The sequence below is a fragment of the Thermosulfurimonas marina genome (genome assembly GCF_012317585.1).
Lineage (GTDB): Bacteria > Desulfobacterota > Thermodesulfobacteria > Thermodesulfobacteriales > Thermodesulfobacteriaceae > Thermosulfurimonas_A > Thermosulfurimonas_A marina.
Genome location: NZ_CP042909.1, coordinates 416,971 through 443,925 on the forward strand (window position 1 = coordinate 416,971; position 26,955 = coordinate 443,925).

General features: G+C 57.1%; 23 protein-coding genes, 1 tRNA gene and 2 pseudogenes. 3 read left to right on the forward strand and 23 right to left on the reverse strand.

What is annotated here, in order from left to right; genetic code table 11:
• The first annotated feature begins 90 nt into the window (after positions 1-90).
• Positions 91-1,452, forward strand: coding sequence for a 4Fe-4S binding protein (locus FVE67_RS02140; RefSeq protein WP_168719032.1), 1,362 nt, complete (start codon positions 91-93; stop codon positions 1,450-1,452).
• On the opposite strand, the gene mobB is transcribed toward FVE67_RS02140, so the two are convergent.
• From mobB to FVE67_RS02185, 9 genes and pseudogenes are all read right to left on the reverse strand, one after another.
• Positions 1,427-2,089 (reverse strand): molybdopterin-guanine dinucleotide biosynthesis protein B, encoded by a 663-nt coding sequence (mobB, locus tag FVE67_RS02145; RefSeq protein WP_168719033.1) that lies wholly within the window; start codon positions 2,087-2,089, stop codon positions 1,427-1,429. The two genes, FVE67_RS02140 and mobB, sit on opposite strands and share 26 nt — an antisense overlap.
• A gap of 10 nt (positions 2,090-2,099) precedes the next feature.
• Complete coding sequence (locus FVE67_RS02150; RefSeq protein WP_168719034.1) at positions 2,100-2,780, reverse strand: metal-dependent hydrolase; 681 nt, start codon at positions 2,778-2,780, stop codon at positions 2,100-2,102.
• Between the two features lie 9 nt (positions 2,781-2,789).
• Positions 2,790-3,162, reverse strand: a pseudogene (locus FVE67_RS09530) (pepsin/retropepsin-like aspartic protease family protein).
• Positions 3,163-3,185: 23 nt separating this feature from the next.
• Positions 3,186-3,261: transfer RNA gene (locus FVE67_RS02160), tRNA-Gly, on the reverse strand.
• Between the two features lie 48 nt (positions 3,262-3,309).
• Positions 3,310-4,251, reverse strand: coding sequence for a pyruvate synthase subunit PorB (porB, locus tag FVE67_RS02165; protein ID WP_168719035.1), 942 nt, complete (start codon positions 4,249-4,251; stop codon positions 3,310-3,312).
• A gap of 4 nt (positions 4,252-4,255) precedes the next feature.
• Positions 4,256-5,431: a pyruvate ferredoxin oxidoreductase gene (gene porA / locus FVE67_RS02170; protein ID WP_168719036.1), complete on the reverse strand. Its 1,176-nt coding sequence runs from the start codon at positions 5,429-5,431 to the stop codon at positions 4,256-4,258.
• A gap of 2 nt (positions 5,432-5,433) precedes the next feature.
• Positions 5,434-5,733: a pyruvate synthase subunit PorD gene (gene porD, locus FVE67_RS02175; protein WP_168719037.1), complete on the reverse strand. Its 300-nt coding sequence runs from the start codon at positions 5,731-5,733 to the stop codon at positions 5,434-5,436.
• 14 nt (positions 5,734-5,747) lie between these two features.
• Positions 5,748-6,299: a pyruvate ferredoxin oxidoreductase subunit gamma gene (locus tag FVE67_RS02180; protein ID WP_168719038.1), complete on the reverse strand. Its 552-nt coding sequence runs from the start codon at positions 6,297-6,299 to the stop codon at positions 5,748-5,750.
• Positions 6,300-6,378: 79 nt separating this feature from the next.
• A complete protein-coding gene (locus tag FVE67_RS02185) occupies positions 6,379-7,527 on the reverse strand; it encodes an IS256 family transposase (RefSeq protein ID WP_425505379.1) in 1,149 nt (382 codons plus the stop codon).
• 381 nt (positions 7,528-7,908) lie between these two features.
• Between FVE67_RS02185 and FVE67_RS02190 the strand changes: the two genes are divergently transcribed.
• Both FVE67_RS02190 and FVE67_RS02195 read left to right on the forward strand, forming a co-directional pair.
• The gene (locus tag FVE67_RS02190; protein ID WP_168719040.1) at positions 7,909-9,429 is read left to right on the forward strand and encodes an ATP-binding protein; all 1,521 of its coding nucleotides are present in this window, start codon (positions 7,909-7,911) and stop codon (positions 9,427-9,429) included.
• Positions 9,419-10,108: a response regulator transcription factor gene (locus FVE67_RS02195; protein ID WP_168719041.1), complete on the forward strand. Its 690-nt coding sequence runs from the start codon at positions 9,419-9,421 to the stop codon at positions 10,106-10,108. The genes FVE67_RS02190 and FVE67_RS02195 overlap by 11 nt, the downstream gene beginning before the upstream one ends.
• Here the strand turns inward: FVE67_RS02195 and FVE67_RS02200 are convergent.
• The 14 genes and pseudogenes from FVE67_RS02200 to FVE67_RS09335 form a co-directional block, all read right to left on the reverse strand.
• Positions 10,071-10,934: a 4Fe-4S binding protein gene (locus FVE67_RS02200; protein ID WP_168719042.1), complete on the reverse strand. Its 864-nt coding sequence runs from the start codon at positions 10,932-10,934 to the stop codon at positions 10,071-10,073. The two genes, FVE67_RS02195 and FVE67_RS02200, sit on opposite strands and share 38 nt — an antisense overlap.
• A gap of 36 nt (positions 10,935-10,970) precedes the next feature.
• Entirely contained in the window at positions 10,971-11,546 is a 576-nt protein-coding gene (locus FVE67_RS02205) for a 4Fe-4S dicluster domain-containing protein (RefSeq protein WP_168719043.1), read from the reverse strand.
• Positions 11,543-11,833: a chaperone NapD gene (locus FVE67_RS02210; protein WP_168719044.1), complete on the reverse strand. Its 291-nt coding sequence runs from the start codon at positions 11,831-11,833 to the stop codon at positions 11,543-11,545. Before FVE67_RS02210 ends, FVE67_RS02205 begins: the two co-directional genes overlap by 4 nt.
• A 77-nt stretch (positions 11,834-11,910) precedes the next feature.
• Entirely contained in the window at positions 11,911-14,340 is a 2,430-nt protein-coding gene (locus tag FVE67_RS02215) for a molybdopterin oxidoreductase family protein (RefSeq protein ID WP_168719045.1), read from the reverse strand.
• A 17-nt stretch (positions 14,341-14,357) separates the two neighbouring features.
• A complete protein-coding gene (locus FVE67_RS02220; protein ID WP_168719046.1) occupies positions 14,358-14,732 on the reverse strand; it encodes a cytochrome c3 family protein in 375 nt (124 codons plus the stop codon).
• A 57-nt stretch (positions 14,733-14,789) separates the two neighbouring features.
• Complete coding sequence (locus tag FVE67_RS02225; RefSeq protein WP_168719047.1) at positions 14,790-16,295, reverse strand: alginate export family protein; 1,506 nt, start codon at positions 16,293-16,295, stop codon at positions 14,790-14,792.
• Positions 16,296-16,312: 17 nt separating this feature from the next.
• The gene (locus tag FVE67_RS02230) at positions 16,313-16,867 is read right to left on the reverse strand and encodes a hypothetical protein (protein ID WP_168719048.1); all 555 of its coding nucleotides are present in this window, start codon (positions 16,865-16,867) and stop codon (positions 16,313-16,315) included.
• Between the two features lie 42 nt (positions 16,868-16,909).
• The gene (locus tag FVE67_RS02235; protein ID WP_168719049.1) at positions 16,910-18,538 is read right to left on the reverse strand and encodes a multiheme c-type cytochrome; all 1,629 of its coding nucleotides are present in this window, start codon (positions 18,536-18,538) and stop codon (positions 16,910-16,912) included.
• Between the two features lie 12 nt (positions 18,539-18,550).
• Positions 18,551-19,735: an NrfD/PsrC family molybdoenzyme membrane anchor subunit gene (gene nrfD, locus FVE67_RS02240; RefSeq protein WP_168719050.1), complete on the reverse strand. Its 1,185-nt coding sequence runs from the start codon at positions 19,733-19,735 to the stop codon at positions 18,551-18,553.
• Positions 19,735-20,502 (reverse strand): 4Fe-4S dicluster domain-containing protein, encoded by a 768-nt coding sequence (locus tag FVE67_RS02245; protein WP_210534632.1) that lies wholly within the window; start codon positions 20,500-20,502, stop codon positions 19,735-19,737. Before FVE67_RS02245 ends, nrfD begins: the two co-directional genes overlap by 1 nt.
• Entirely contained in the window at positions 20,495-21,070 is a 576-nt protein-coding gene (locus tag FVE67_RS02250) for a cytochrome c3 family protein (RefSeq protein WP_168719051.1), read from the reverse strand. Before FVE67_RS02250 ends, FVE67_RS02245 begins: the two co-directional genes overlap by 8 nt.
• 100 nt (positions 21,071-21,170) lie before the next feature.
• Positions 21,171-21,869, reverse strand: coding sequence for an anaerobic ribonucleoside-triphosphate reductase activating protein (locus FVE67_RS02255; protein ID WP_168719052.1), 699 nt, complete (start codon positions 21,867-21,869; stop codon positions 21,171-21,173).
• Positions 21,870-22,010: pseudogene (gene nrdD, locus FVE67_RS02260) on the reverse strand (anaerobic ribonucleoside-triphosphate reductase); the annotation flags it as partial.
• A 16-nt stretch (positions 22,011-22,026) separates the two neighbouring features.
• On the reverse strand, positions 22,027-26,829 hold the full coding sequence (locus tag FVE67_RS09335; protein WP_246167912.1) for a ribonucleoside triphosphate reductase: 4,803 nt from the start codon (positions 26,827-26,829) through the stop codon (positions 22,027-22,029).
• Positions 26,830-26,955: the final 126 nt, after the last annotated feature.

The following is a 26,955-nucleotide window of genomic DNA, read 5'->3' on the forward strand; positions in this document are numbered from 1 at the left end:
CCTTTGTTAAGGCCCGGACCCCCGGCCCCAGTTTTGTGAAATATTTCTCAATGGCAAGCCCTCTTAAAAATTGGTGGTTAGAATGAGGGCATGAGGCGCTGGAAGAGGATTATTAAGACCCTCTTTGTCCTGGATCTCACGAACGGACGCTTGAATCTCTTTGAAGAATTTCCTGCGCTCAAAAGATTTTTTTATAATCGGCGCTATTTTGCCTATATTCGGGGCTTTGGGGATTTAGTTTTCTTGATTCTTATCCTTTTGGGGCTTTTTGGGCCTCAGGATCCCCGGCGCAACGCCATGCTTTTTGTGGCCTGGGGGATTTGGTGGACCAGTGTAGTGCTCTCTTGGTTTTTTGTAGGGCGTATGTGGTGTGCCTTCTGCCCCTTCCCGGGGCTGGCCCGGCTTTTACAGCATCTGGGTCTCTCCCGATTGAAAAATCCTCCAAAATGGCTGACCTGTAAAGGCCTGCACCTGGCCACCGCCGGTTTCTTTTTCATCATCTGGGCCGAAACGGTAACGGGCATGAAAGAATCCCCTTTTCTTACGGCCCTTCTTCTTCTGGCCATCGTGGGCGGGGCTACGGTCTGCGGGATCCTCTTTCGGGGCTACACCTGGTGCCGCTATCTCTGTCCCTTGGGCAAGATCATCGGTTCGGCCTCCACCATGGCCCTTACCGAATTCCGGGCCGACCTTAAGAAGTGTTCCCAGTGCAAGACCTTTGCCTGTCGGCGCGGGCGCAACGGACTTAAACCCTGTCCGGTCTTCCTCGGGGCCTATCACGCCAAGAACAATCTGGTCTGTCTGGTCTGCGGACACTGTCTCATCCTCTGCGAACACGACTCGCCGGCCCTCTACTTGCGCCATCCCTTTCGGGAGCAGATCATCAACAAGGGGCGTTATATCACCTGCAGCTACGTGATCCCCCTTCTTATGGGCTCTCAGGTGGCCCGCTTTATCTACGAAGGCCCTTACTTTTCACAGATAGTGAGTCCTCTAGGCTTAGGGAAAACCGCGGGCTTTACCCTCCTTTTCGCCCTGACCACCCTGGTCTTTATCCAGCTCATTCGCCTGGGTTCCATCCTTTTTGTCTATTACGAAGACGAGCTTTTCGGTCGTTTCTCTCCCATGATCCCCGTGGTTATGCCCCTGGCCTTTACCGGAGAGCTTATTTACCGCCTGCGTTACTTTCTTCAGAATGTGGGAGACTTTTTGCCCACCTTGGGCCGTCAGCTGGGGATCTCCGCCTTTGTCGGTTTTCATTTTGCGGTCCCGGAAACGGTTCTGGTGGCCCTCAATCTCTTTTTGTTGGCCCTGGGGTATGCTGGAGGAATTTACGTATCTTTTTATTTTTATCGCAAAGAATTCGAAGGATTGGTTCCACGAGCAAATTTTTTCCTGATTCAGCTTATTCTGGCTATTTTCGTTTTTATTTACGTTTTTCTGGTAAGTTGAGACGAATCTCTATGGTCTGCCTTTGGGGGGACACTCCTCGGAGGCTAGACAGAAACCCAAGGAGGGTTCCGGCAAGAGCCTCGCGGACGAACCGTTTTAGCCCCACCGGCCGGCCGTCTACCAGGAGCTCCACCTGGGGTTCCAGCCCGCGACCCAAACGCTCGGAAATGAAGTCCGCCAGGGCCTCCTTTTCCTCGAACTCGAAGACCGGAAGTCTGGTCTCCGGGCGGAAGTCCGCCACCACGGCTATAGTCCCGGGAAGTTCGAGAAGTTTTTCGGAAATCTCCTTGCGGGCCACCTCGATTTTGGGAAGAAAAGAAAGCCCCTTGAAGCCCTCGGCCAGCACCAGATCACAGTCGGAATAGTGCCGAAAGAGGACCTCGAAGAAGGCCTCCCGCTCCGGAGCCTCTTGATAGCTTACGAGGATTTCTCTTCCCCAGAGGGCCACTTTTTGGGCCCCGGCGGCCCGGTAGCGGGTGGTATCCGTCCCCGGTCGATCGGTCTCGCCGGAGGCCTCCTTGGTGGACTTGAGGACTCCTACAGAAAGCCCCCGGAAGGTGAGAATCCGCACCAGAGCTTCCCCCACGGTGGTCTTTCCCACCGCATGCGGTCCCACCAGGGTGATCACCGGGGGCACGGCCGAAGCCTCAGATCCGGAGAGTCTCTCCCGGGGAGAGCACTTTTACTTCCACCGAAAGGCCCCGGGCGGCTAGGGCTTCTTCCAGCTCCTCCGGGGTCCCGGAGAGCACGGGGAAGGTCCCGTAGTGCATGGGGACCACCATTTTCGGCTGGAGAAGTTCGCAGGCCTTAGCCGCCTCCCGGGGCCCCATCACGTAGTGACTCCCGATGGGAAGGAGGGCTACCTCCGGACGGTAGAGCTCCCCGATGAAGGCCATTTCGGCAAAAAGGCCGGTGTCTCCGGCGTGATAGATCCGTTGGCCGTCTTCCATTTCGATCACGAAGCCGCAGGGTTCCCCCCCATAAGTGCCGTCCGGAAAAGAGGAGCTGTGAAGGGCCGGCACCATGGTGATCTTAAGGCCCCGGGTGGCGTAGGTCCCGCCGATATTCATGCCGGTGGCCTTTTGAACCCCGCGGGCGGCCAGCCACTGCTGAATCTCATGAATGGCCACCACCTCGGCTCCTTCGGCCACCTCCAGGGCCTCTCCCAGGTGATCCCCATGGGCGTGGGTGATGAGGATGAGATCGTAGGGGCCACGGTCGATCTCCTTGGGGGCCTGGGGGTTGGTAAGCCAAGGGTCGATAAGGATCTTCACTCCCTTGGGGGTGACTATCTTGAAGGTCGCATGCCCGTAAAAAGTAATCTCCATACCCCCCTCCTATTTGGCTATACTTACCGGAACATTAGGACTTTCCGGATTTACCTCTAGCTTCCGTCTCCCGGGTAGGATTACCAAATCCATATCCTCAAGGGGAAAAGAGGACCTCATCGCCCATAACCAAGGCCCCACAGAAAGAACGCCTCTTTTTGAAGGAGACCTCTATCGGTCCTACATAAGAAACCAGGCGTCTTTCTCCCGTAGCCAGTATCACCTCGCTCTTTTCCAGCTCCTCCAGCCCCAATTGGAGGCAAACATGTTCGGGGATGCAAAGATGGAGGGCTCCGGTATCCACCAAGGCCTTTACTTTCAAAGGGGAAATATCAGACCTTCGAGGATTGGAAAGGATAACCTCTGCCCGGACAACTCCCATGAATTAAGTCCTAAAAAGAAAATTGGAGCGGGAAACGGGACTCGAACCCGCGACCTCCACCTTGGCAAGGTGGCGCTCTACCACCTGAGCTATTCCCGCTCCGTTATTTAAAACTTAAAGGGCTCTCTAAGATCCTGTCAAGGCCCTCTAGAGGCACTCGGCTAGCTTGAGAAGCCGCTCGTATTCCGCATCCACCCGCTCCTGGATTTCCCGAATCTGGGCTTCGGTGAGGTGACGGAACCGGCGCTGGCGCTTGAGATACTCCTCTACGGGCTTAGGCTTGGTCACCTTCCGGGTGAGGTAATATTTCCCGTCGATAACCTCGTAGAGGGGAAAGATCCGGGTCTCCACCGCAAGTTTGGCCAGGGTAATGGAATCTTCTCCCTTGGTTCCCCAACCGGTAGGACAGGGGGAATAGATGTGCACATAGGCCGGCCCGTCCACCAGAGCGGCCTTCTTGACCTTATTCATGAGGTCCAAGAAGTAGGCCGGGGTGGCCGTGGCCACATAAGGAATATTGTGGGCCGCCGCAATGGCCGGGACGTTCTTCTTCCAGGTCATCTGGCCGAAGGACCTGGCCCCCGGAGGGCTGGTGGTGGTCATGGCCCCGTAAGGAGTGCAGCTCGAACGCTGGACCCCGGTATTCATGTAAGCCTCGTTATCCAGGCAGATATAGACAAAGTCGTGCCCCCGCTCCAGGGCGCCGGAGAGGGCCTGAAGCCCGATGTCCGCCGTGCCTCCGTCTCCAGCAAAGGCCACCACATCTACCCGGCGATTTTTGGGGAAACGCCCTTTGCGCTTCAAGGCCTTAAGGGCGGCTTCCACCCCCGAGGCCACGGCAGCCGCGTTCTCAAAGGCTACATGGAGCCAGGGTACCCGCCAGGAGGTATAGGGAAAGGGACTAGAGATGATCTCCATGCAACCGGTGGCGCTCACGGCGATAACGTTCAGACCCAGGGCCTTTAGGGCCAGCCTCAGGGCCAGGACCTCTCCGCAACCTTGACAGGCCCGGTGTCCGGGAGCAAGAGGCTCCTCTTTCGGGAGATTCTTGGCGCTAAACCCCTTGAATTTGGCCCATTCTTTCCGCATGGCTCTACTCCTTTACCCCGAACATCTCATAGGGTTCTTTGGGTTTCTTTTTCATGTAAAAGTAGGCCTTGTCGGCCATCTCCTCGAAGTCCTCCACGGTCACATCGCGGCCGCCGAGCCCGGCAATGAAGTTCACCACCCGAGGACGGCCGGGTACCTGATAAAGGGCCGAACGCACCTCGGTAGCTACCGGACCTCCGGTGGCTCCAGGAGAAAGGGCCCGGTCGATTACCGCAAGCATCTTTACGCCCTTGACCGCCCGCACAAAATCCCTCAGGGGGAAGGGCCGCCAGAGTCGGATACGCACCAGTCCCACCCTTTTTCCGGCCTCCCGCATACGATCCACGGCGGTCATGGCCGTTTCCGCAAGAGAACCCATAATGAGAAGGGCCACCTCCGCGTCTTCCATCCGGTAGGTCTCAATGGGATGGTACCGGCGACCAAAGACCTTTTCAAACTCATCCCAGGCCTTGACGATGACTTTATAGGCATTTTTGAAGGCCTCATCCTGGGCCTTCTTGGCCTCCATGTAGATCTCCGGAATCCCCACCGGACCCATGGAGATGGGCTTGCGGGGATCAAGCTTGTAGCGGGGTTTGAAGGGAGGGAGATACTGATCCACCTGTTCCTGGTCCGGAAGCTCGATGGGTTCGATCATGTGGCTCAGGGTGAAGCCATCGATATTTACGATGGCCGGGAACATTACCCGGCGATCCTCGGCCACCCGGAAGGCGTGATAGACCAGATCCACGGCCTCCTGGCCGTTTTCGGCAAAGGTCTGGATCCAGCCGATGTCCCGCTCCGCCATAATATCCCCGTGGTCGTTCCAGATGCTGATGGGGGCCGAAAGGGCCCGGTTGGCCACCACCATGACTACAGGAAGCCGCAGAGCCGGAGCAATAAAGAGGATTTCGTGCATCAGGGCTAGCCCTTGGGAGGAAGTGGAGGTAAAGGTGCGGGCTCCGGTGGCTACCGATCCCAGACAGGCACTCATGGCCGAGTGTTCGGACTCCACGGTGATGTATTCCGCATCCAGTTCTCCGTTAGCTACCAGCTCACTCAGGTGCTCCACAATATGGGTTTGCGGGGTGATGGGATAGGCCGCAATGACATCTACCTTGCACTGCTTTACGGCCTCGGCTACGGCGATGGAAACTTCTTTGGCGATGCGCTTGCCCATGATTAAACCTCCTCTATGACCATGGTGATGGCCCCCTTGGGACATACACTGGCGCAAATCCCACAGCCCTTGCAGTAGTCGAGATTTACGATGTAGTAGCCCTCTTCATCCGGGGAATAGGCCATGTCCGGACACATGATGTAGCACTGCCCACACTTGATGCACTTTTCCTTGTCCAGCACCGGGCGAAAGGAACGCCAGTCCCCGGTCTTAAATTTGACCGAATTTCCGGGCTCAAGGATGTAACACCCGAAGGGGACCTCCTTCCAGCTCATGAGCGCGGTGTCTTTTCCCTTGGGCATGGTTCCTCTCCTTTTTACTGATAGATCTTGGTCTCTTTGAGGGCGCGGGCCAGGGCCTTCTTGTTTTTTTCGGCCAGGCGCCCGAACCTTTCCTCCAGGGCCTCCTCTAAGTGTTGACGATCTACCAAGCCCGTGGCCGCGAGAAAGGCCCCCAGCATGGTGGTGTTGGTGATGGGAAGCCCCAGTTCTTCCAAAGCGATCTTGGTGGCATCCACCACGGCCAAGCGCCCCTTCCAGCCTCCAAGCATCTCCCGCAGCTCTTTTTCGCTCTTGTGGGAGTTGAGGATGACGATTCCGTCTTCTTTGAGCCCTGCTGTGACCTTCACGATGGAGGGAAGAGAGGGATCAAGGACCACCACTACATCCGGAAAGTAAATCTTTTCCCGGGTGCGGATGGGGGTCTCGCTGACCCTTACAAAGGCCTGCACCGGGGCCCCCCGTCTTTCCGGACCGAAGCTGGGGAAGGCCTGGGCATACTTGCCCCCGCGGATGGCCGCCACCGCAATAAGTTCCGCCGAAGTAACCGCTCCCTGTCCCCCTCGCCCATGAAGCCTCACTTCGATCATGGCCTTTCTCCTTTGCCTGGGAGTTACCCCCTTATTTACACACATCCCCCCCCTTGTCAACCGTCGTCATAGTGTTTCGTCAACTGTGTCCGCAGGATAAGAGGCCTTCCTCCATAAGATCCTCAAAACCTCTCAGTTTTCGCGAACGGTATTTCTCCTCTAGACCCCTAAGCACCAGATAGACTACCTTGTAAAGTGCCCCAGGCTCACAGAAAACCTCTATCACCTTGGTCCTGCGCTTGACCTCTTTAATCAGCCTTTCAAGCTGATTCGTGGTGTAAATATAATTCCGAATAGGCTCCGGATATTCCAGAAAAACCAAGAGATCCTCGAGGTTCTCCTCCCAGTGCTTCACTACTTCCGGATACTTCCCTTGCCACCGGGCCTTGAAAGCCCTGAAGGCCTCCAGGGCCTCGGACCTCCTCCCAGCCCGATAAATTTTCCTCAAATCCTGAGCCAGCGCCTCTCGGTGAGACCTCCGAACCTTCCTCAGGCTATACTTGAGACTGTGAAGAACGCATCTCTGAAACCTGGCCCCAGGATAAACCCTGAGAACCGCCTCCTTCAAGCCTGATAGCCCGTCCCCTATGACCACCTCAATCCTCTTGAGACCTCTTTCGCGCAGTTCGTTGAAAATTTCCTGATAAACCAGAGCGCTCTCACCTTCCCCTCCACTGGTCCAAAAGCCCACAATCTCTCTGGTCCCATCTCGCCTTATCCCCAAAGCCAGATACACCGGCTCCCTGGCCACAGTTCCTCTCCTCACCGGCAGAAAAGTAGCATCCAGATAAAGGGCAAAGTATTCCTCCGAAAGCCTTCGCTTTCTCCAGGACTCAATTTGGTCCTCGGCTACCTCCGTTAGTCTGCTTATACTGGCTGGCGAATAGTAAGCCCCGTAAATGGTCTCGATAAATCTTGAAACCGCCCTGGTACTGGCTCCCGAAGCGTACAAGGCCAATACAGCTTCTCCCAAGTCGAGACCGGCTCTTCTCCTTGGAGGAGGTAGAATCTGAGCTCTAAAGTTTCCATCTCGAGTTCTGGGAACCATAAGGCCTTCAATAGGCCCGTATTTGGTGAGAAGGGAGCGAGAGTAGAAACCATTGCCTTTGGTTTCAGGGTGTTCCTCAAGGTAAAGGCTTCTTTCCTCAATAGCCAGTCGCTCAATCACGCTTTTAATGGCCTCCTTGATGAGGTCCTCCAGCTTTTCTATAATTTCTCTGCCCTGCATGGCCTTCCTCCTTCCCTTTGGTTTGACTCCCACTTATTATCGCAAGGAGGAAGGCCTCTTTATTTACCCCCTCGGACACAATTTGTGAAACACTACCACCGTCGTATTTTCAACTTGTTACTGCAAGGCGATTTGGTCACCCTTAACTGCAAAGCCAAAAGGTCACCCCCTCCGGCAAAACCATAGGCTCGAATCCCCGTAAAGGAGGTCGAGCCTATGGGAAGGTCTTACAGCTCAAATCCGGGCTTACCCTGAGGCTTTCCGGGGTGAAGGTAAAGAACTTCGGATTAAAAACAGGTTCAGGAAAGGGTAACATTTTTGCTCTGCAGTAACAGACAGGGGGAATTTTTCTCTCCTCACGAGGGGAGTATATTTGAATTGATGGGTTTTCCGGACCTGCCCTGTCGAGGATTAGCCTGTCGCATCATTCTGGGAAGCCTCTTGGCCCTTTTGATCCCCTTTCTGGGATTCATGGTCTTTGTCCATTACGATGACCAGCGGTGGATGGAAAGGGAGCTCCGCTCCCAGGCCCGGGCCATCTACCACTTCGTGACCACCACCCGCCAATGGATCGCCTGGCACGGAGGTATCTATATCCAAGACGAAGAGGGAAGATACCGGCTGGTCACCCCCTCCCATTTCGTAAAGGATCTCCTGACTTTCTCTAAAGACAAGCTCCCCTACCACATCAAGGTAGCGGTAAAGAGCCCCAAAAACCCGGCTCACGCTCCGGATGCCTTCGAGAAGGAAGCCCTGCAAGCCCTGGCCCAGGGAAAAAGGGAATACGCCCGCCTGGAGGAGGGGCTATACCGCTATGCCGCTCCCCTGACCTTTAAGCCCGAGTGCCGCAGCTGCCACCGGGAGCTTGAGGTCCCTTCCATGGCCGGCTGCATCAGTCTTTCCCTCAAGACTACCTCTATCGAAGGGTATCTAAAAAAAAGAAAGCGGCTTCTGACCCTCTTCTTCGGCCTCATGTTTGGGGCCGTAGCCCTCAGTCTTTCCTTTCTTCTGCGAAAGACGGTCCTCGTCCCCTTGAGTAAATTTAAGGAGGCCACCCAGAGGATCTGGGAAGGACATTTCGCCCGGGTCCACCTCGGTAGCCGGGACGAATGGCAGGCCCTGGCCCAGGCCTTTAACGCCATGAGCGAAAGACTGGAAAACCATCAGAAAGAGCTTGAAGAACAGGTGGCCCAGGCCACCCGCGAACTCAAGGAGGCCTATGAGAAACTGAAGGAGACCGATCGCTTCAAAAGCGAATTCTTCTCTCACATCTCTCACGATCTCAAAACCCCGCTCAGCGCCATCAAGGGGACCTTAGACTTCCTCCTACGCCAAGACCCCGAAAACGCCCATCTTCGTATCGCGGAAAAGAACGTGCACAAGCTCCTGCGCATGATCGAAGGCATCCTGGACCTCACCCGGCTGGAGCATGGGCAGATAGAATTTCAGAAGACCCTGGTGGACCTCGGCAGCCTGGTGGAGGAAGTCTCCCTGGCTCACCAACCCCTGGCCTGGGAGAAATCTCTGGATTTTCAATGGGCCCTCCCGGAGCACCCCCTCTGGGTGGAAGCGGACCCCGATTTTCTCTACCGGGCCCTGGCCAACCTCCTGGACAACGCTCTTAAGTTCTCTCCCGAGGGCTCTCAGGTGCGGGTCCGGGTCCTTTCCGAAAACGGATGGGCCCAGGTGGAAATAGAGGATTCCGGGCCGGGCGTAGAAGAGGCCGAAAAAAATCAAATTTTCCACAAGTTCTACCACAAAAATTCCGGAGGCCTTGGTCTAGGCCTGGCCATAAGTTATAATGTTATTCAAGCTCACGGAGGAGAGATTGAAGTCCGGAAGGCTAGAGTCCTTCCGGGAAGTCTTTTCGTGGTAAGGCTCAAACTGGCCCATGGGAACTAAAGAAAGACTGCTGGTAGTAGAAGACGATCCGGATCTGCAGAAGGTCCTGCAGTCCCAATTTGAGCTCGACGGCTACCGGGTGGAGACCGCGGGAAGCGGGGCCGAGGCCCTGGAAAAGATCAAGAAGTTTCAACCGGAAGTCATTATCTTAGACCTCAACCTCCCGGATACCGATGGGTTGAAACTCTGCCGGGAGATTCGCAACCTTACGCGGACGCCTATCATTATCCTCACCGTGCGGGACAATCTTTCGGACAAGTTGAAAGGCTTTGAGATGGGGGCCGACGACTATCTCACCAAGCCCTTTGAGTATCTGGAGCTCGAGGCCCGGGTACGGGCCTGCCTGCGTAGGGCCCGCCTCATCTCTCCGGAAAAAGAGGAGCTGGACTTCGGTCATTTCCGGGTCATTCCCGCCAAAAGGGAGGTCTGGGTGAAGGGCCAAAAGATTCACCTCACCCGCAAGGAGTACGACCTCCTGGAACTTTTCATTACCCATCCCGGAGAGGTCCTCACCCGGGATTTCATCAAGCAGGAAATCTGGCCCAACAAGGAGATCTATCCTTGGAGTCGGACGCTGGACGTACACATCAAGCGTCTGCGGGAAAAGATCGAACCCGACCCGGAAAACCCCCGCTACATCATTACTCACCCCGGGGTGGGCTACCGCTTTGAGCCCTGAGCCCTTCGGCCGTGGGTTTCAAGTAGTAGGGCCGCTTCCAGTAAAATTTGAGGGCCCCGGTGGGACAGTGATCCACACATTCCCCGCAATTCCAGCAGTAGGGACTGTAAGAACCTCCCCGGGAGACCGGAAGCCCTAAGGGACAAACCCTTTCACAAAGCCCGCAGCCCGTGCAGTGCTTCTTGCGGAGCCGCACCTTAAGACGCCTCTTCTGCCCTAAAAAGGCCAAAAGTCCCCCCAGGGGACAGAAGTACCGACAATAAAAGCGCCGGGTAAAAAGGTGGAGGATAAGGATAAGCGGAAGGATCAGTCCCTCAAGGGCTAGGGTGTGAAAGAGGATACCCAGCATAATCTCCCGGCCTACCAGCCCCGGGGGGGAAACAAAGACGAAAATGGGAAAGCCCAGGATCATGGAAAGAAGGAATTCTCCGATCAGGGCCACCCAGAGGAGACGCAGACTGAAGACCAGGCGGTCCTTCCAGGTCACCGGATTGTAACCGAAAAGCCTCCGTCGGAGGCGGTCCACGGTCTCGTGGAGAAAGCTCACCGGACAGACCCAGGCGCAAAAGACCCTTCCCAGATAAAGGGCCACCAGCACCGGGACCAACATGCCTATGAGGGAGGGAAGATAGATATATTTGGAAATAAGAAGGCTTTCCAAACCCTCAAGAGGAGAAACGATCCAGAGACGACCTATACCCAAGGACTGATACCACCCCTGAACGAAGGTGAAATGAAAATAGAGATTGAGAATGGGAGGGAAAAGGATGAAAAGAAAGGCCAGGGTGAGGATTCTATAACGCCAGCCCGCATACCTTCTTTTCATCTTATCTCCCGAATTTCTCTCCCACCATCCTGAATTCTAGGAGGCCCTCTGGGAAGAAAGACTAAAGGCGTAGACCGGCTCCACCACAATGGCCTTAGGATTTACCGGACAGGCGTGCGTACAGATCCCGCAGCCCACACAGTGTTCCTCTATAACCACCGGGCGCAGGCGGTCGAGCTTGATGGCTTTTTCCCGGAAAGGACAGGCGTTGTAGCAGGAGCGACAGATACCGGTTCCGTTCCAGGTCACGCAGGCCCTGCGGTTTACCCGGGCCAGGCCCATGCGGACCTCTTTTTGGGAGATCTTCTGAAGGGTCCCGGTGGGACAGACCTTCACACAGCGCATACATAGATAACAGGGGATCTTTTCCACATAAATGACCGGGGTCCCGGCATAAAAACCGTGACGGATGTCCAAGATCCGAATACTCCGATAGGGACAACTTTCGGCACAGCGCCCACAACGAATGCAACGGGAGGCGAAAAAATCCTCGGGAATGGCCCCGGGGGGACGCAAGACATTGGTCTTAATGGGAGAGGAGGCCAGCTCTCCCGGGGCACATCCAGCGGCTAAGGTCAGGGCCAGGGCGGCGAGAAATTCCCGGCGCTTCATCTCTCCTTCCAGGGCCTTTCCGGTACGTATTCTCCCCGGGCCATCCTTTCCACCACATCTTCCAGGTTGAAATAGGCCACATTAACCGAAAGGATCCCCTCCTCCAGGCGAGGCCAATCCTCAAGCTCCTTTTCCATCCGCTCTACCGTATCTCCCTCGTAGACCACCACCATCTCTCCCTGCTCGTTCCAGCCGTAGATTTCCACCCCGGGGACCCCTTCCAGAAAGGTCCTTACCTCTTTTAATTTTTCCGGCAGAAAACAGACCACTAATCCGGCAATGGGCATTTCCGCCTCCCTCCCCAAAAAACCGGGCTCAAGGCCCGGTAAATATTAAGGGGGCGGAAGGCCCGCCCCCTAGAGTTTTAGATTTTGTGCCCCACCACGTAGGGCTTAAGCGGCCGCGGGCCGGAGACCTTGCGGATCCGGCAGGCACAGATCTTGAATTCCGGCTCCTTGGAGCCGGGGTCAAAGGCGTCTTTGGTTACCCGGTTGGCCATGCGTTCTTCGGCCATGTCGTGCCAGTAGATGAAGACCATGCCCTGAATGGGCCCCTCATAGACTTTGGCGGGAAGGACGATCTTCCCGCGCCGGGTCTCGATCTCCACCATATCGTTGGGCTTAATCCCCAGCCGGGCCGCGTCCTTGGGATTGATTTCCACATAGGCATAGGGGTTGGCCCGCAGAAGTTCGGGAATGCGGCCGGTCATACTGGAAGTATGCCAGTGGTCAATGACCCGACCGGTGGAAAGATAGAAGGGATATTCGGCATCCGGCTCTTCGGCTGCTCCCTTGTAGGGCCTGAGCCAGAGGTAGAGTTTGTGATCCTTGTGGGCCGGGCCGTAGAAGACATAGGGTCCGGAGATACCCAGCTTGCGGCCCTCCTCCTCGGCCAAGGGATCGATGCCGCGCACAAACTTCTTGTAAGTTCCTCCCTTGAGGGCGTGTTCCTTGGTGGGCGCCGGCCACTGTACCCCATCCGGACGTTGCTTGAGGACCTCATAGGTGGCCCCGGAAAGATCGTTGTCCCGCCCCTTGGTGAGCTTCTGGGTGTATTCCTCCCAGATGGCCTTGGGAAGCTCGTAGCCCTCTTCCTTGCCCAGGAAGGGTTTCACACAGATGCGCAGGTTCTCCGCCCGTCGCCGGTCCCCTAAGCGCTCAAACTCTTCGGCCATGCGCAGAGCCCATTCCCGCACGATCCAGACCTCGGGCTTGGCCTCTCTCGGAGGGTCCACCACCTTGACCGTAAGCTGGCTGCGCCGCTCGGTGCAGCCGTAAACCCCGGTCTTCTCGAAGTGGAAGGCCGTGGGCAGGACCAGATTGGCCAGCTCCGTGGTCTTGGTGGGGAAAATGTCGGTCACCACCAGGAAAAGATCCTCGCGGGCCAGGCCCTTGCGATAAAAATCGCAGTTGGGAAGACTCTGGGCCGGACTGGTACAATTGACCCAAAGGGCCTTGATCTTGCCCTGGTTGACCGCCCGGAACATGGCTATGGTGTGGTAGCCGGGTTTGGGCGGAATGGTCCCCCGGGGGATACCCCAGAGGTCCTCCACCTGGTGCCGGAGTTTGTCGATCTTCACCGGACGGTGGGCCGGAAGGATATGGCAGAGCCCTCCGCCCTCGCGCACCCCGCCGCAGGCGTTGGGTTGCCCGGTAAGGGAGAAACTGTCTGCCCCGGGCTTGCAGAGCTGGCCGGTGAGGAGGTGGAGATTGTGGATCAGATTGTTGGCCCATACGCCCCGGCTGCGCTGGTTGATCCCCATGGTCCAAAGGGACATGGTGGCCTTAGAGGTGGCAAACCAGCGGGCGGCGGTGCGGATCTTCTCCGGGGTAATGTTTCCGCCGCAGATCTCCGCGGCCCGCTCCGGGGTGTATTGCTTGAGGAATTCCTTGTATTCCTCAAAGGTCACATCTTTGGGGGGCTTTCCGATCTTGAACTTGCAGTACTTCTGGATGAACTCTTGGTCGTAAAGGCCTTCTTCTATAATCACATAGGCCATGGCGTTAAGGAGCGCCAGATCCGTTCCCGGACGGAATTGCAGGTGAAGGTCGGCAATACGGGAGGTGGGAGAGACCCGGGGGTCGGCATTGATAACCTTGACTTCGTTCGGTTTGGCAAACTTACGGTTCATCACCCGACGGAAGATCACCGGATGGCACTCGGCCATGTTACTTCCAATGATGAAAAAGCAGTAGGCCTTTTCGATGTCCGCGTAAGACCCGATGGGCTCATCGGCCCCGAAGGAGGTCAGATAGCCGCCCACCGCACTGGCCATGCAAAGCCGGGGGTTGCCCTCCACATTGTTGGTTCCCAGCCCCCCGCGCATGATCTTTTGAAAGAGGTAGGTTTCTTCGGTAAGGGCCTGACCGGATCCATAATAGGCTGTAGCATCCGGGCCGTATTTGACCACCGTCTCCGCAAATTTGCGGGCGGCGATCCGCAGGGCCTCCTCCCAGGAAATCTCCCGAAAGGGCTGATCCTTCCGCTCGCGGTAAAGGGGTTTGGTGAGCCGCTCCGGATGGTGGATAATCCGGTAAAAGAGCATCCCCTTCATGCACAGATAACCTTTGTTTGTGGCTGATTCCGGAATACCCTTAATGGCTACCGGCTTGCCCTTCTTGAGTCCCAAATACACCCTACAGCCCACCCCGCAGAACCGGCACACTCCCGGATGCCACTCCTCCACGTCTGCGGCCTGGGCCGCCTTTTCTATTTTGGGAAGCTCCACCCCTACCAAAGAGGCTGCGGTAAGGGCCGCCGTCCTTTTAATAAATTGCCTTCTGGTCATGCCCATGGTCTCTCACCTCCTTCTTATTGGTGCCTTTTAAAAGCGTGGGGAGTATGGCACTCCCAGCACACTTTGTCTTTGGGACAGTTGTCGTAAGCCTTGGCGTGACAGGTCCGGCAGGTCTCCCGCGTGGGCTGATGGAAGGTCTCAAAGGTCCCGTGACACTGGAAGCACTTGACCATGGCAATTCCGTGACGGGACTGGTACCATTCCCGGTAAATTTCCGGGGTTTCGGTCCGGTGACAGTCGCTGCAGGCAATGAGCTTTTCCTGAGGGGAAAGCTCGGGATGGGCTACTGCGGGCTTCTTTCCCACCTGGGGCCCCGGGGTCTTCTGCGGCGCACAGGAAAAGACCAGGGCCAAAAGACCTACGGCCAAGAGGCCTAATCTCATCTTCATCGCTCTCCCTCCTTTCCAAAAATTAAAGGGGAGGGTTTCCCCTCCCCCGGCTATCCCCTAGAAGGTGAAACGGAACTCTGCGTAGAAGAAGGTAAGGTCGTCGTCCTTCGGGAAGGCATCCTCCACCACATCTCCGCCCCAGATGTGGCTCAGGTAGAGATCGAGCCCCACCTTCACCCCGTTGTACTGATAGAGGTTTTTGATGAAGACCGAAAGGTCCCACATGGTGAGAAGATCGTCATCGTTTTTAGCGATATGAGCCCCCACCGGCTTGTAACTAAAAACATCCGGGCGCATCATGCCCGAGCCGAGGTACCAGTAATCCTCATCCTCGGTGAGGTCCACGAAGTGGACATCGGAACGCACCACCACGTTCTTGAGGGGCTTTAAGATGACCTGAGCCATCCAGTAATTGGTATTCATAAAAGTGTAGGAGGGGGTCAGGGAATAGATCCGCAGGGTGGGGATCATCATGAAGAAGGTCTCATGGTCCTTGTCGTTGGGATCATCATCACCGGTTCCGTAGAAATAGCCCACCCGGAACCAGGGCTGCCAGGGCAGATTCTTGAACTTGTAGCCGGCCTCCACGGCGAGGGCATAGGCCTTATGGTCCAAAGTGGGATTGCGCCCCCAGACCCCCCACTGGTAGCCGCCCCAGAGGAGAAAGTCCAGGGTGCCCGGGCCGATATCGTAGGCGTAGATGGCATGGCCGCCGATCATGTGCACTTCGCAGTCCCCCAGACCGTTTTTCTGGGGATCGGTAGGTGCCGCCCCGAGCTGCCGCTCGTCGTTGTAGTAGTAATAGAAGAGCTGGGCATCCAGGTTGGGCACCCAGGGGTTGGTATCTTTAAGGCTCAGGACCGCAGTGGCGATATCGATGTCGTGGGTCGACTCGCCGTTTAGCTCCGGATCGTCCCGACGGAGATAGAAACCGCCCGGAGTGGGGTGCATGTAGGAGAGGGTGAAATTCCAGGGGGCGAAGTCATAGGAGAGGAGACCGCCGTCAAAGGCCCGCCCCACCCGGGACCAGTCGAAGGGTCCGATCATGCGCTGGGAGATGCGCACCTTCTTTACCCACTTGAGGGTCCCGTTCTTAGGAAGCCCTCCCTCAAGGCCGGAAAGGTAAAAGAAACGCCCGAGCTTCAGGCTCAGCCCCGGCACCATGGGGGGCTTGACCCGCACCCAGGCCTGAGAGATGGCCCCGTAGCCGATGTCCGTGGCCTTACCCTTTTGCCCTCCAAAAGCCCCGTTGAAAGTATAGTACAGGGTCCCCAGCCCAAACTGTCCGTCATCCGGAAGGTTAAAAAACTGGGTCCAGTGAAGCTGGGCGTAGGCGTCCACCACCGAAGAGGTGAACCCGGCCCCGAAACGCATCTTGCTGGAGACAAAGGAATAGGAATCGTCTTTTCCGGAAGCTCCATTGTCAAAGGTGTTCCAGTACTCGTAGCGGACCTCCTCTTTGAAATTCAGCTTGGCCTTAATCTTGCCCTCTACGGTGTAGGCCAAGGCCCCCGAGGCCCACACCAAAAACCCCAGCAAAACTAACCACACCCATTTTCTCATCATCACACCTCCTCCTTTTATTGGTTTTTAACGATTCTTCTGAGAGGCTCCGGGGCATACAAGGTAAAATAGGCCCGGGCCTTCTCCTTCTTCTTTGCGCCCTTTCCAAACTCCATAATCCGGTGGTCGCAGTAAAATTTTCCGATGGCCAGGACCTCCGGGCTCCGGCCCTCCTCCCGCAATTTTCGGAATTCTTCCGCCGAGAGTTTCCCCTGAGGGGTGAAATACCAGAAAAGCATCCGCCCATGGGCCTCAAAGGTGGGCTCCCCGAAGAGACCGAAGAGATAGCCCACCCGCTTCCGCAGTTCCTCCGGGGAAAGCCGGGGAAACTCTTCGTAAAGGGCCAGCACCTGCCTTTCTTTCTCCTCCAGGACCACCACCAAATGGCCCTTACGATAGCGGAGGGTTCCGGGAAAGGCCTCCCGGTCCGGAAGGAAGCCTTCAAGGGAGGTCGGGCTTTTCCCCAGAATGAAGCCCTGATAGCCCAAGCGGAGCTTCTGGAGATCGGCACTAAAGGAGACCCCGACCCCCCAAAGCCCGGCTATCAAGAAAAGGACCACTTTTCTGATCATCTCGTCCTCGAAAAAGGGGAGGGGGCTCCCCTCCCCGGACCTTTATTGCTCCTTGCCGTAGCGTTCCTTGTATTCCTTCTCGATGGCCTTCATCATTTCGCCAAAGCCCTTAAGCTTCCACTGGTGTTCGGGGGTATTCAGGACCTCCGCGATGAGCTTCTGGTACTTCTCCAGCTTTCCGTGCTCCTTGGCCAGCTTGAGGACCTCGGGCAGGTACTTGTAGTAGAAGTGCCTGGCTATCTCGTAGAGACCGTGCCAGTGGGTGTAGTCCGGCCCCAGCATAGCCGCACCATGACGGGCGCGACGCCCCTCATGGTGCCAGATCTCGAACCAGATCCAGCCCGCTTTGGACATGAAGGGCGACTTGGGCACCAGCCCGTCCTTGACCAGCTCCTCGAAGAGGCGCTTGGCCGGCTTGGCGAACTTCTCATTGTAGGTCACCACCAGGGCATCGAACTGCTCGTAGAAGTTTTCTACCTGCTGCATCCCGTGGCAGCTCTTACAGACCTCCTTCATGGCCTCCCGGCGCTGTTTCCAGCTCATGACCTCCTTTACCTGCTTCTTGGTGCGTACCTTGACCATCTTGTCCCCTTTGCGCACATAGTCATAGACCTCCACAAACTGTCCGGGAAGCGGCGGAATGTCCCCGGGGACGTCATAGACCTTTCCGTCCGTAGTGATCACCCGATTGAGATGGACGGAAATAGGGGGACGTAGGTTCCAGGAGATGCGATCCCCCACGTTGTGGGTATTCCGGGCGATGGAGCCGTTGGGCTTCACGTAAGCCCCCATGTGACAGGTGGAACAGGTGGGGGCGAAATAGTAGTCCTTGCCCAGGACCCAGGCCCCGGTCTTCAGGATGTTCATCCCCATGAGCCCGTACTGCCGCACCGCAGAGAGATAGGCGATTCCGTGTTTGGACTCTTCGTACACCTCCTTCTGGGGGTGGTCCGGGCCCAGGTGGCACTTTCCACAGGCAAAGGGCTGCCGGGCTACGCTGGCCCGAAAGGCGTGCTTCGAATGACAGGCGTTACAGGCCCCCTTGGTCCCGTCGGGATTAATCCGCCCCATACCGCTGTTGGGCCAGGTGGAGGGATCAAACCGCGGGGCCCCCTCCTTGGTGCGGATGATATTCCCCTTGGAGTCCTTCAGGACCTTGACCACCGAGCCGTGACACTGCCAGCAGGCGTTCTGGGCGTCGGCCTTGGCCGCATAAGCCGGAAGCCCCCACTTCTTCACCGCCTCGGCCGGGGCACTGCAGACCACCTCCCCCAGGAGGTTGTCCAGCGAGGCCATGATCTGTCCGGCGGTAGCGTGGTGGGAATTTTCGAATTCGGTGTACTCACGCTGGTGACAGTAAGAACAGTCCTTAGGCGTGATGAGGGTCTTGATGAAGGCCCCCTCGTGGGTGTAGCCCAGAGGGTCCCCGGGGTCGGCCGCATGGCAGGTGTAACAGCCCACCGGCCCCTCTTTGGCCGCGGCATGCGGCGACTCCTGCCACTGAAAGACCAGGGACTTATTCTCTTTCAAATGGCACATCATACACTTCTTGTTCAGTTCCCGGACCTTCGGGTTGGTCACATCCTTAGAAAGCTGGGTGACTGACCACCCCGAGGTCCCTCCCAGGAAAAGGACCGCTAACCAAAACAACCAAAAACCTTTCCATTTCATCCTCTACACCTCCTAATTGAAATTTTTTATGGGTTGAGGATTTTGCCCCTCCTCGGTCATCCAGAGAGGAAAAACCTTGGCCAGGAAGAAAAGGATAATTACCGGGGCCAGGAGGATGAGAATGGTAGGGAGAATGCCCTCCTTTTCGAAAAAGCCCGGATGATAGAAGGTGTAGCCCCGGCCACTCTTGGAGACCATCTGCCCCCCGATAACCACGTTCCAGCGCATGCAGTAGACCTGGATAAGGAGCATTACCGCCGAGAGGGTGGCCAGAATTTGCAAGGCCTTCCCGCGCACATTGGCCAGGGTAAGCACCCCCAGGATCACCAGAGGAATGAAAGAAAAGATGAGGATCTGCATCACGATAAAGCTGGTAAAGAGGGGGCCGGAGATGAGGTGCTCCAGGACGTGCCAGCTTTCCACCCGCAGGTAAGCGTGCACCCCGAGGTCGAGCAATTCCAGAACCACATCCAGGATGAGAAATCCCCAGAGATACTTGACCAGAGTGGAGAGACATTCCTCATCCACCGGACGCCTTTTCCACCACTGGACCAGAAGATAACCCAGGATGATCCCCGCAATCCCCGAGACACAGGCCGAAAGGAGAAAGATCACCGGCATAAGGGGGGTGAGCCACCAGTGTACGGCCTTGACCCCCCCGAAAATAAACCCTACATAACCGTGAAGTACACAGGCCATAGGGATCCCGATGAGGGCCAGCCAGCTGGTGACCTTGTGGTCGAACCTGAGGGTGGCCGGAGAAAGATCCGTGTTTCCGAAGGTAAGGGCCCGATAAAGGGTGGCCTTAAAACCCGTGGTCTGGGGAAGAAGACGGGCAAAGACCGCCCGATAGATGAAAAGGATCTCGAGAAGGAGGATGATCATATAGGTGCTGTAAACGTAACCGAAGCCCGCCATGGCCGAGGTGGGATGCGGGGTAAGCATAATGTTGAAGCAGCGCTCGGGATGCCCCAGGTGGTTGAGGAGGGGCCAAGTACAGCAGATACCAAAGGAGAGGGCGAAGATCAGGGCAAAACGGGAAACCGGCTTTAAAGCCTTCACGTGAAAGACATGATAAAGAGAGGAAACGATAAAGGCTCCGGCAATAATTCCCGTAATATAGGGATAAGTGACGATCATCAAACTCCAGTGAATGTGATGCTCGTTGGGGAAGACATAACCCACTACATCAGCCATTAAATGACCTCCTGTCTCAGATGGAGGTATTTGAGCCGGGGGAAGGTCCCCATATCCGGCTTGAGGACGAAGAGGGGTTCGCTGGACCGGAGGATCTTAGAGACCTCCGAGTCCGGATCCCGGAGATCTCCAAACTTACGGGCCCCGGTGGGACAGGCATTCACGCAAGCCGGAAGGAGCCCTCGCCGCACCCGGTGATAGCACCAGGTACACTTGTCCGCAGTGCGTTTCTTTTTGTGGATATAACGCACCCCATAGGGACAGGCCTGCACACAGTAAGCACAACCGATACAGCGCTTGTAATCGATAAGGACGAACCCGTCGTCGGTCTTAAAGGTGGCTCCTACCGGGCAGACCTGGACACAGGCCGGCTCCTCGCACATATTGCAGAGCTTGGGCACAAAAAAGGCGTCCCGCACGGGCTTTTCCACCTTGCGAGGCTCGGGATAGCCCTCCAAGGCCCCCTTAGGGGAATCCACGAAGACCTCTCCGTCCACGGTGATAAGATATCTTTCCACCCAGGTGCGATACTGACCGTCGGGCACCTGATACTCGCGCTTGTCGGCTACGCAGCAAGAGCCACATCCAATACAACGGTTGATATCCACCATAAAAACAAACTCATGGGCCTCGGGATCATATTTTTCTTCCTCCCCCAGACCGGGAATCTGCAGAGGAACCTTGATGGGCAGAGGAAGCATCCAGTAGAGGGACCCTGCCGTACCCTTGAGGAGATATCCCAGAAACTTCCGACGCCCTTTATTCACCGGTGGCCCCCTTGAGGAGATTCTGCCAGATGGCCTTCATCTGATTGATGTAATAAAGCGGCGCGTGCACCAGATGGCACTGATCGCAGGCGTGGTCTTCTCTTACGTGCTTTTGGCGCAAATGGTCCGGCAGAAGTACGGTCTTGATGACCTTGGGGTCTCGAGGACGGGCCCGGATAGCCCTATTGTGACACCGCAGACAGAGGGCTTTAATGGCCTGCTTGTCCGTGGGATTGGGAAGGGCCCCGATCACCTGCCCCTGGGCGTTCACGTGATCGGCCCAGGGACCATGACAGAATTCACAGGAAAGGGTTCGGTGCTTGCTGTGGCTCTGCAACTGATATTCCCAGGGGTGACAACTCTCACAGGAGGCATTGGTCAGATGCCGGGGACTGCGGGAAAGCTCGTCCTGAATGGCCCCTTTGCGATAAAACTTGTAAAAGAGGCTCCCGTGATTTCCGAAATCGTCAGGGACCAGAAGGCTCCGGACTACCGCTCCCAACACGATCAAGAGGATCAACCCCAGGACTATACGCTTGGCGTGCGTGCGATTGGGTCTCTCTGACATAACCCGTCCCGCAAAAGCCCGTTTTCTTTCGGGATATCAAGAGGCAAGGGCAAAAACAAGACAAATCCGGCTTTAATTTGTTAATTTCTAGCAACAAAAGTTAAAAACGGGTTAAAATTTCGGTGGAGGGGAGATTCTGGCGAAAGATCTCCTTGAGGGAGAGCAATTCTTCCCGAGAGTAGGGTTGGGAAGGGAAGTCCGGATCTAGAAGCTCCACTTCCCCCACGAATTTCTGGAGGGCGAGACGGGGAAGCCCCTGAAGGTAGGGAAGCATCTCTTCTATCTCTTTGGGGCCCACCAGGGCAGGGGCCAGGGTAATCCGCACCTCGGCCCGCCCATTGAGACCCTTCAGGATCTCCAGGGTCTCGGCCACCGGGGCAAAATCCGCCGAAAGTTCGGGGTAGCGGGAGGGGGCGGTCTTGAAATCTAAGGCCACGTAGTCCACCAGGGCCCCGGAAAGGAGCTCGGCCAACAATCCCGGATGTGATCCGTTGGTGTCCAGCTTGATGGAAAGGGAAAAAGCCTCCCGAATCCGGGCACAAAGATCGATCAAACGGCGCCCCCAGAGGGTGGGCTCCCCTCCGGTAAGGACCACCCCCCGAATAAATCCCTCCCGCCGTCGAAGTTCGGAAAGGAGCTCTTTTTCGGAAAGGTCCGGAAGCCGGCGGAGGCGCTCCGGGAGCACCAGGTCCACGTTGTAACAGTAAGGACAGCGAAAATTACATCCTCCCAAGAAGACCACCGCGGCTATCTTCCCGGGATAGTCCACCAGACTGGTGCCCCGGAGCCCTTTAATCATCTAGCAACCGCAGCTGCGCCGAGCGAATTCCCGGAAGGATTCGATCCGCACCGTCTTGCGCTCGGAAAATTCCTGCTGCTTTCCGGCATTCCAGTTCTGCACCGGCCGGAAATAGCCCACCACCCGGCTATAAATCTCGCAGGGCACCGCCTTAACCTTACACCTTTTCATACTGCACCTCCTCGGTTCGATTTTCGGACTCCCCGGAGGGCTCTACCAGCCGGTAGGCCTCCGGAGGGAGCCCGCGTAGGGCCTCCAGAGCGAGTTCCAACTCCCGCCCGTAGCGGGCCAGTTCCTCCTCGCTGTGGGGATAGGGGCAAATCTCGTGTTTTCCCGGAAGGTAGCCGTGCACCGGGCAGACGGAAAAAGTGGGGGTAATGGAAAAGTAGGGGAGACGGAAGTGGGTGACCACCGCCCGCACCAACTCCTTGACCATGCGCGTGTCCGGGATCTCCTCCCCCACAAAAAGATGCACCACCGTGCCTCCGGTAAAGAGTACCTGGAGGTCGTCCTGGTGAGAGAGGATCTCAAAGATGTCGTCGGTGTATCCCACCGGAAGATGGACGGAATTGGTGTAATAAGGCACCTCGGGAGTGCCGGCGGTCTTGATCCGCGGAAATTTCTTCTTGTCCAGCCGGGCCAGCCGATAACTGGCCCCTTCGGCAGGCGTGGCCTCGAGATTGTAAAGATTGCCTGTTTCTTCCTGAAAATCGGCGAGCTTTTCCCGCATGAACTTCAAGACCTTGATGGCCCATTCCTTGCCCTCCGGATGATAGATGGGCACCCCCAGGAAGTTGAGACAGGCCTCGTTCATCCCCAGGATACCGATGGTGGAGAAGTGGTTGCGCCAGTACTGGCCGGTACATTCTTTGACCGGCTGGAGATAGACCCGGGAGTAAGGGTAAAGGCCCCGGGCGGTGAAGTCCTCGATGACCTTGCGTTTGATCTCCAGAGAGGTCTTGGCCAGTTCCATGAGCTCCGTGAGCCTTTCGAAAAACTCCTCCTCACAGGTGGAAAGATAGGCCAGTCGGGGCAGATTGATGGTGACCACCCCGATGGAGCCTGTAAGCGGTGAGGCCCCGAAAAGCCCTCCGCCCCGGCGTTCGAGCTCCCGGTTGTCTAGCCGCAGGCGGCAGCACATGGAGCGGGCGTCTTCAGGCCGCATGTCCGAATTCACGAAGTTGGCAAAGTAAGGAATGCCGTACTTGCGGGTCATCTCCCAAAGGGGCTCAAGCTCCGGATTTTCGTAATCGAAATCCCGGGTGATATTGTAAGTGGGTATAGGGAAGGTAAAGATCCGGCCCCGGGCGTCTCCGGCGAGCATCAGCTCACAAAAGGCCCGGTTGATGAGGTTCATCTCTTCCTGAAACTCGGCGTAAGTCTCTTCTCTCTCCTTCCCCCCGAGGAGCACCTTGTAGTTCCGCAGGGTCTCCGGACACTTGAGGTCAAAGGTGAGGTTGGTGAAGGGGGTGTTGTGGAAAAGGAGCCCTCCCAGTCCCCCCACAAAGTTTTCCGTCTCGCAGTCCACGGAAAGATCGTATTCCCATTCGTGGGGATAATCCTCTTCGGTAATTTCATAGACCGGTACCGCCACAAAGTCTCCCTTTTGAGGCCAGGGCTTCCGGGGCTCGGGATAGTAAAAGAGCCCGTAAACCCCGGTGCGGGGGTCTTTACGGGAAAGAACGAAGTGGTAGCCCAGACTGGCCAGCAGGAGCCCCACCCCGGCCAGGAGCCTCTTTGAGCGGGTGAAAAACCCGAATCGCCGATGTCCGGGATCGTAATATCCGTCTCCTTCTATCAAGGCCCCTAAAAACTTCTCCTTCAGCGAAGGGGCCAGATCGAAAACCCAGGAGGGCAGACGCTTGTCTTGGGAGGAAAAGCCCGCGGTATGCTTCATGAGAAAAGAAAGGAGGCCCCGAATACGCAGGACCTTGACGCGGGTCTCGGTCTTTTGTCCGGTCTTGGAGGACCAGCCCTGCTCCTCGGTCTCTCCGCTCAGTATTCCTAAAACCTCGGCCGCCTGCCTGAGGGGCTCCGCAAAGGCCTCCGCCTGAGACAGGCATACGTTGGATCCGGAGGCCTTGCCCTCGGTGATATAGAAGGCCAGAAGGGTCAGGAAGGCCTCCAGACGGGCCCCGGATAGCTTCCGGGGTTCGCGGGCTTCCGGATAGTTGCGAAGGCTGAAGGAGACCTCCGGGTCCTCCAGATCCCCGTGACGCCACCAGAAATTGAAGGGCACACACCGCTTCCTCCGCCATTCATAGTACCGGGTGCGATCCCGAAAGCCCAGCTCATAGACGGCCTGTTTCAAGGAAAGGCCCTTGGCCCGGAGACGTTCCTCCAGGCGCCGAAACCCCTCCTCGGTAAGATGGACATAGACGCGAGAGCGGGCCTCGCAGGGAAGATCGGCGATGATCTCGGCCAGATCCAGTTCGGTAAGGTTGCGAAAAACCTCCGAGGGGACTCTGGCCAGGGCCACCACGTGATTTCCCCTTCCGAGGCGGGCGTTGGGACCGGTGGGACGGAGCTCCGCAGGCTTTACCGGGCGAATCCCCCCTTGGTCACTAAAGGCAAAGAGGGAATGGGCCGGAGAAATGAGGGTCTCGCCGCGGCCGGTGCGCACCCGCACAAAGCGCCCGTGGGGCACCCGATGACGCACCAGACCTTTGACTTTAAGCCAGGTAGCCCGCCCCTCCTTCCAGCCCAAAACCTCCAGATCTCCGTCTCCCGGCACCAGAAAGGAATCCCGGGAGGGCCGCCCGTAGCCGTCCACATTGGGAACCACCTGATGGGGGCGCTCCCGAAAGGCCTCGTCCACCAGCTCCCCGATGGGCAGGACCTCTATCTTCCCCCGCCGACGCACGACCACCGGCTCCTCCCAGGCCAGAGACTGGAAGCCCACCCGGGTGGGCACATTGACATTGAAGATGAATTCCTGCAGGCACTGCTTGACCTCTTCGTAGGAGAGCCTATCGTAGCGCACAAAGGGGGCCAGCAGGGTGTCGAAGTTAGAGAAGGCCTGGGCCCCGGCGGCCTCCCCCTGCAGGGTGTAAAAGAAGTTTACGATCTGGCCCAAGGCGCTCCGAAAATGCTTGGGCGGGGCGCTTTCCACCTTTCCGGGCACCCCTCCGAAACCCCGCCGCAGGAGATCATAAAGATCCCACCCCACGCAGTTGTGGTTCCACATTCCGTTCACCACCAGGGTGCCGCTTTCCGTAGTAAGATCGTAGATAAACTCATCGGGAATCTCCACCGGATCGTTGTTTAGGACCTGGTGCCACTCATCCCTTCCCTCATCGTGCCAGGCCCGGGAGGAGGGCTGCGCCGCACGATATTTTTCCGAGGGAAGATCCAGGCCTTCCACCTTCCGGAAAGAGAGTCCATAGAGGGGGTACCTCTGGATTACCGTACGGCCCTCTATCTCCCGCCTCTGCCCCTGCCCTTCCAGGGCCCGATCCCGGGGAGTAAATCCCAGAAGGGAAAGCACCACCGCCACCTCCTCCAGCAAAGAACGGGAGGCCAGGCGCAGGGAAAGGGAGGTCCCGGAGGAGTCGACGCTTCCGTCTCCATCAAGGAGACCCCCCAGCACCCCTTTCACAAACTCCAGACTGTAGGTGAGGATCTCCCGGGGAAGCCCTTTGTGTCTGGCCCCGGGACGGATTCCGAAGACCCGCTCAAAGACGAACCGCAGGAAGGGATTGCGCACCCGAAGTTCGAAAAACTTCCCTTTAGGGACGATGCACCCCCAGAAGCCCCGCTCCCGAAGGATACCGTTCAGACGCTCGAGAATCTCCGGCTCGCTCTGGACTACGGAAAGACAGCGGGGATGATCTTCTTCATAGCTGAGATAGCCTTCCGCAAGGACCATGCCCACGAAATAGCCGAAATCTGCATCCAGGGGCAAAAACCGAGGGGCAGAGAAACTCAGGGTGTGGATCAGCCCGTCTTCTTCCACCGGGATTTCTAGATCCTCCAGAGGATAGCCATTGAAGTAAAGCCTTTCCCGATGGGGCCAGCCCAGCCGAAGGATCTCGGAAAGGAGATCCAACCTCTCCTTGGAAAAGAGCCTTTCCCCGGAGAGAAGACGGGAAAAATCCACCGTAAAAAGGGAATCCTCTTCGGAGACCTCGGAGGCTGGTTTTTCTCCCTTCTGGGTAATCATGGGATGGTCGTCGGTGACCACCACGCTGCGGCCGCCCCGGTTTTTGAGAAAGCGCATAGGGCGGTGCCTCTTCTTTTTCACCACCCGGGTGACCCGGGTCCATCCTTCCCGGTCGAGCACCCAGAGATCCTCGGGCCTCTTGGCCCAGGCCTCATCCCGGGCCGAAAGGAGATATTCCTCCTCCGGAAGGAGATCATAGAGATCCTCCAGGGAGACCAGAAGAAGCCTCCCCCGGTAACGGGCCACCACCACCTCTTTCCCGTAATAAGTGTAAGGCCCAAGGATGCCCAGATCGTGGATATGAAAGTCGCCCTCAAAGTGGGCCTCGCCCACCCGGGTCGGGTAAAGCTTGTTCAGCCAGTAGCGGGCCACCACCGAGGAAGAAATGTGGAAATTGAGCCCCTGGAGACTGTAATTCATGTTGGAGTTTTCCTGGACCCGCCAGTCCTGCCGGCCGAGATACTCCTCAATGAGATTCACTCCGTCGAGAAGGGCCTGGCCCAGCTCCCGTGCCTGACGGCGCTTTTCCCGGTAGAGGATGTAGGCCTTGGCCGCCTCGGAAAGCCCCTGTTCCATAAGGGTCTTTTCCACCAGGTCCTGGATCTGCTCCACATGGGGCACCCCTCCGTGCTTGAAAAACTGGCGGTAAAGCTGGACCGCTACCGCGTCCGCCACCCTTTCCGCCGCGGCCCGATCCTTCTGCCCCACGGCCCTCAGGGCCTTAAAGACCGCCCGCACAATCCGCCGGCGATCAAAGGGCTGAAACTTTCCATCCCTCTTACGAACCAGGGGCTCCATTCCTTCCTCCTCCCGGTTTTTCCCTCCATTATATGCCCAGGATAATGGGTGTCAAGCGTGAATAAGGCACAATATATAGGGGAGTTAAGATTTCCAAATAAAAAGGGCGGGGCTTGCGCCCCGCCC

Excerpts from the sequence above, each read along its gene's own strand:
- FVE67_RS02220 (WP_168719046.1), bottom strand. The coding sequence starts at position 14,732 with ATGAAGATGAGATTAGGCCTCTTGGCCGTAGGTCTTTTGGCCCTGGTC.
- porD (WP_168719037.1), bottom strand. The coding sequence starts at position 5,733 with ATGCCCAAGGGAAAAGACACCGCGCTCATGAGCTGGAAGGAGGTCCCC.
- FVE67_RS02210 (WP_168719044.1), bottom strand. The coding sequence starts at position 11,833 with ATGCCCATTGCCGGATTAGTGGTCTGTTTTCTGCCGGAAAAATTAAAA.
- FVE67_RS02140 (WP_168719032.1), top strand. The coding sequence starts at position 91 with ATGAGGCGCTGGAAGAGGATTATTAAGACCCTCTTTGTCCTGGATCTC.
- FVE67_RS02225 (WP_168719047.1), bottom strand. The coding sequence starts at position 16,295 with ATGAGAAAATGGGTGTGGTTAGTTTTGCTGGGGTTTTTGGTGTGGGCC.
- FVE67_RS02200 (WP_168719042.1), bottom strand. The coding sequence starts at position 10,934 with ATGAAAAGAAGGTATGCGGGCTGGCGTTATAGAATCCTCACCCTGGCC.
- FVE67_RS02190 (WP_168719040.1), top strand. The coding sequence starts at position 7,909 with ATGGGTTTTCCGGACCTGCCCTGTCGAGGATTAGCCTGTCGCATCATT.
- FVE67_RS02185 (WP_425505379.1), bottom strand. The coding sequence starts at position 7,527 with ATGCAGGGCAGAGAAATTATAGAAAAGCTGGAGGACCTCATCAAGGAG.
- FVE67_RS02230 (WP_168719048.1), bottom strand. The coding sequence starts at position 16,867 with ATGATCAGAAAAGTGGTCCTTTTCTTGATAGCCGGGCTTTGGGGGGTC.
- FVE67_RS02180 (WP_168719038.1), bottom strand. The coding sequence starts at position 6,299 with ATGATCGAAGTGAGGCTTCATGGGCGAGGGGGACAGGGAGCGGTTACT.
- FVE67_RS02150 (WP_168719034.1), bottom strand. The coding sequence starts at position 2,780 with ATGGAGATTACTTTTTACGGGCATGCGACCTTCAAGATAGTCACCCCC.
- FVE67_RS02250 (WP_168719051.1), bottom strand. The coding sequence starts at position 21,070 with ATGTCAGAGAGACCCAATCGCACGCACGCCAAGCGTATAGTCCTGGGG.
- FVE67_RS02235 (WP_168719049.1), bottom strand. The coding sequence starts at position 18,538 with ATGAAATGGAAAGGTTTTTGGTTGTTTTGGTTAGCGGTCCTTTTCCTG.
- nrfD (WP_168719050.1), bottom strand. The coding sequence starts at position 19,735 with ATGGCTGATGTAGTGGGTTATGTCTTCCCCAACGAGCATCACATTCAC.
- porB (WP_168719035.1), bottom strand. The coding sequence starts at position 4,251 with ATGCGGAAAGAATGGGCCAAATTCAAGGGGTTTAGCGCCAAGAATCTC.
- FVE67_RS09335 (WP_246167912.1), bottom strand. The coding sequence starts at position 26,829 with ATGGAGCCCCTGGTTCGTAAGAGGGATGGAAAGTTTCAGCCCTTTGAT.
- porA (WP_168719036.1), bottom strand. The coding sequence starts at position 5,431 with ATGGGCAAGCGCATCGCCAAAGAAGTTTCCATCGCCGTAGCCGAGGCC.
- FVE67_RS02195 (WP_168719041.1), top strand. The coding sequence starts at position 9,419 with ATGGGAACTAAAGAAAGACTGCTGGTAGTAGAAGACGATCCGGATCTG.
- FVE67_RS02255 (WP_168719052.1), bottom strand. The coding sequence starts at position 21,869 with ATGATTAAAGGGCTCCGGGGCACCAGTCTGGTGGACTATCCCGGGAAG.
- FVE67_RS02205 (WP_168719043.1), bottom strand. The coding sequence starts at position 11,546 with ATGAAGCGCCGGGAATTTCTCGCCGCCCTGGCCCTGACCTTAGCCGCT.
- FVE67_RS02215 (WP_168719045.1), bottom strand. The coding sequence starts at position 14,340 with ATGGGCATGACCAGAAGGCAATTTATTAAAAGGACGGCGGCCCTTACC.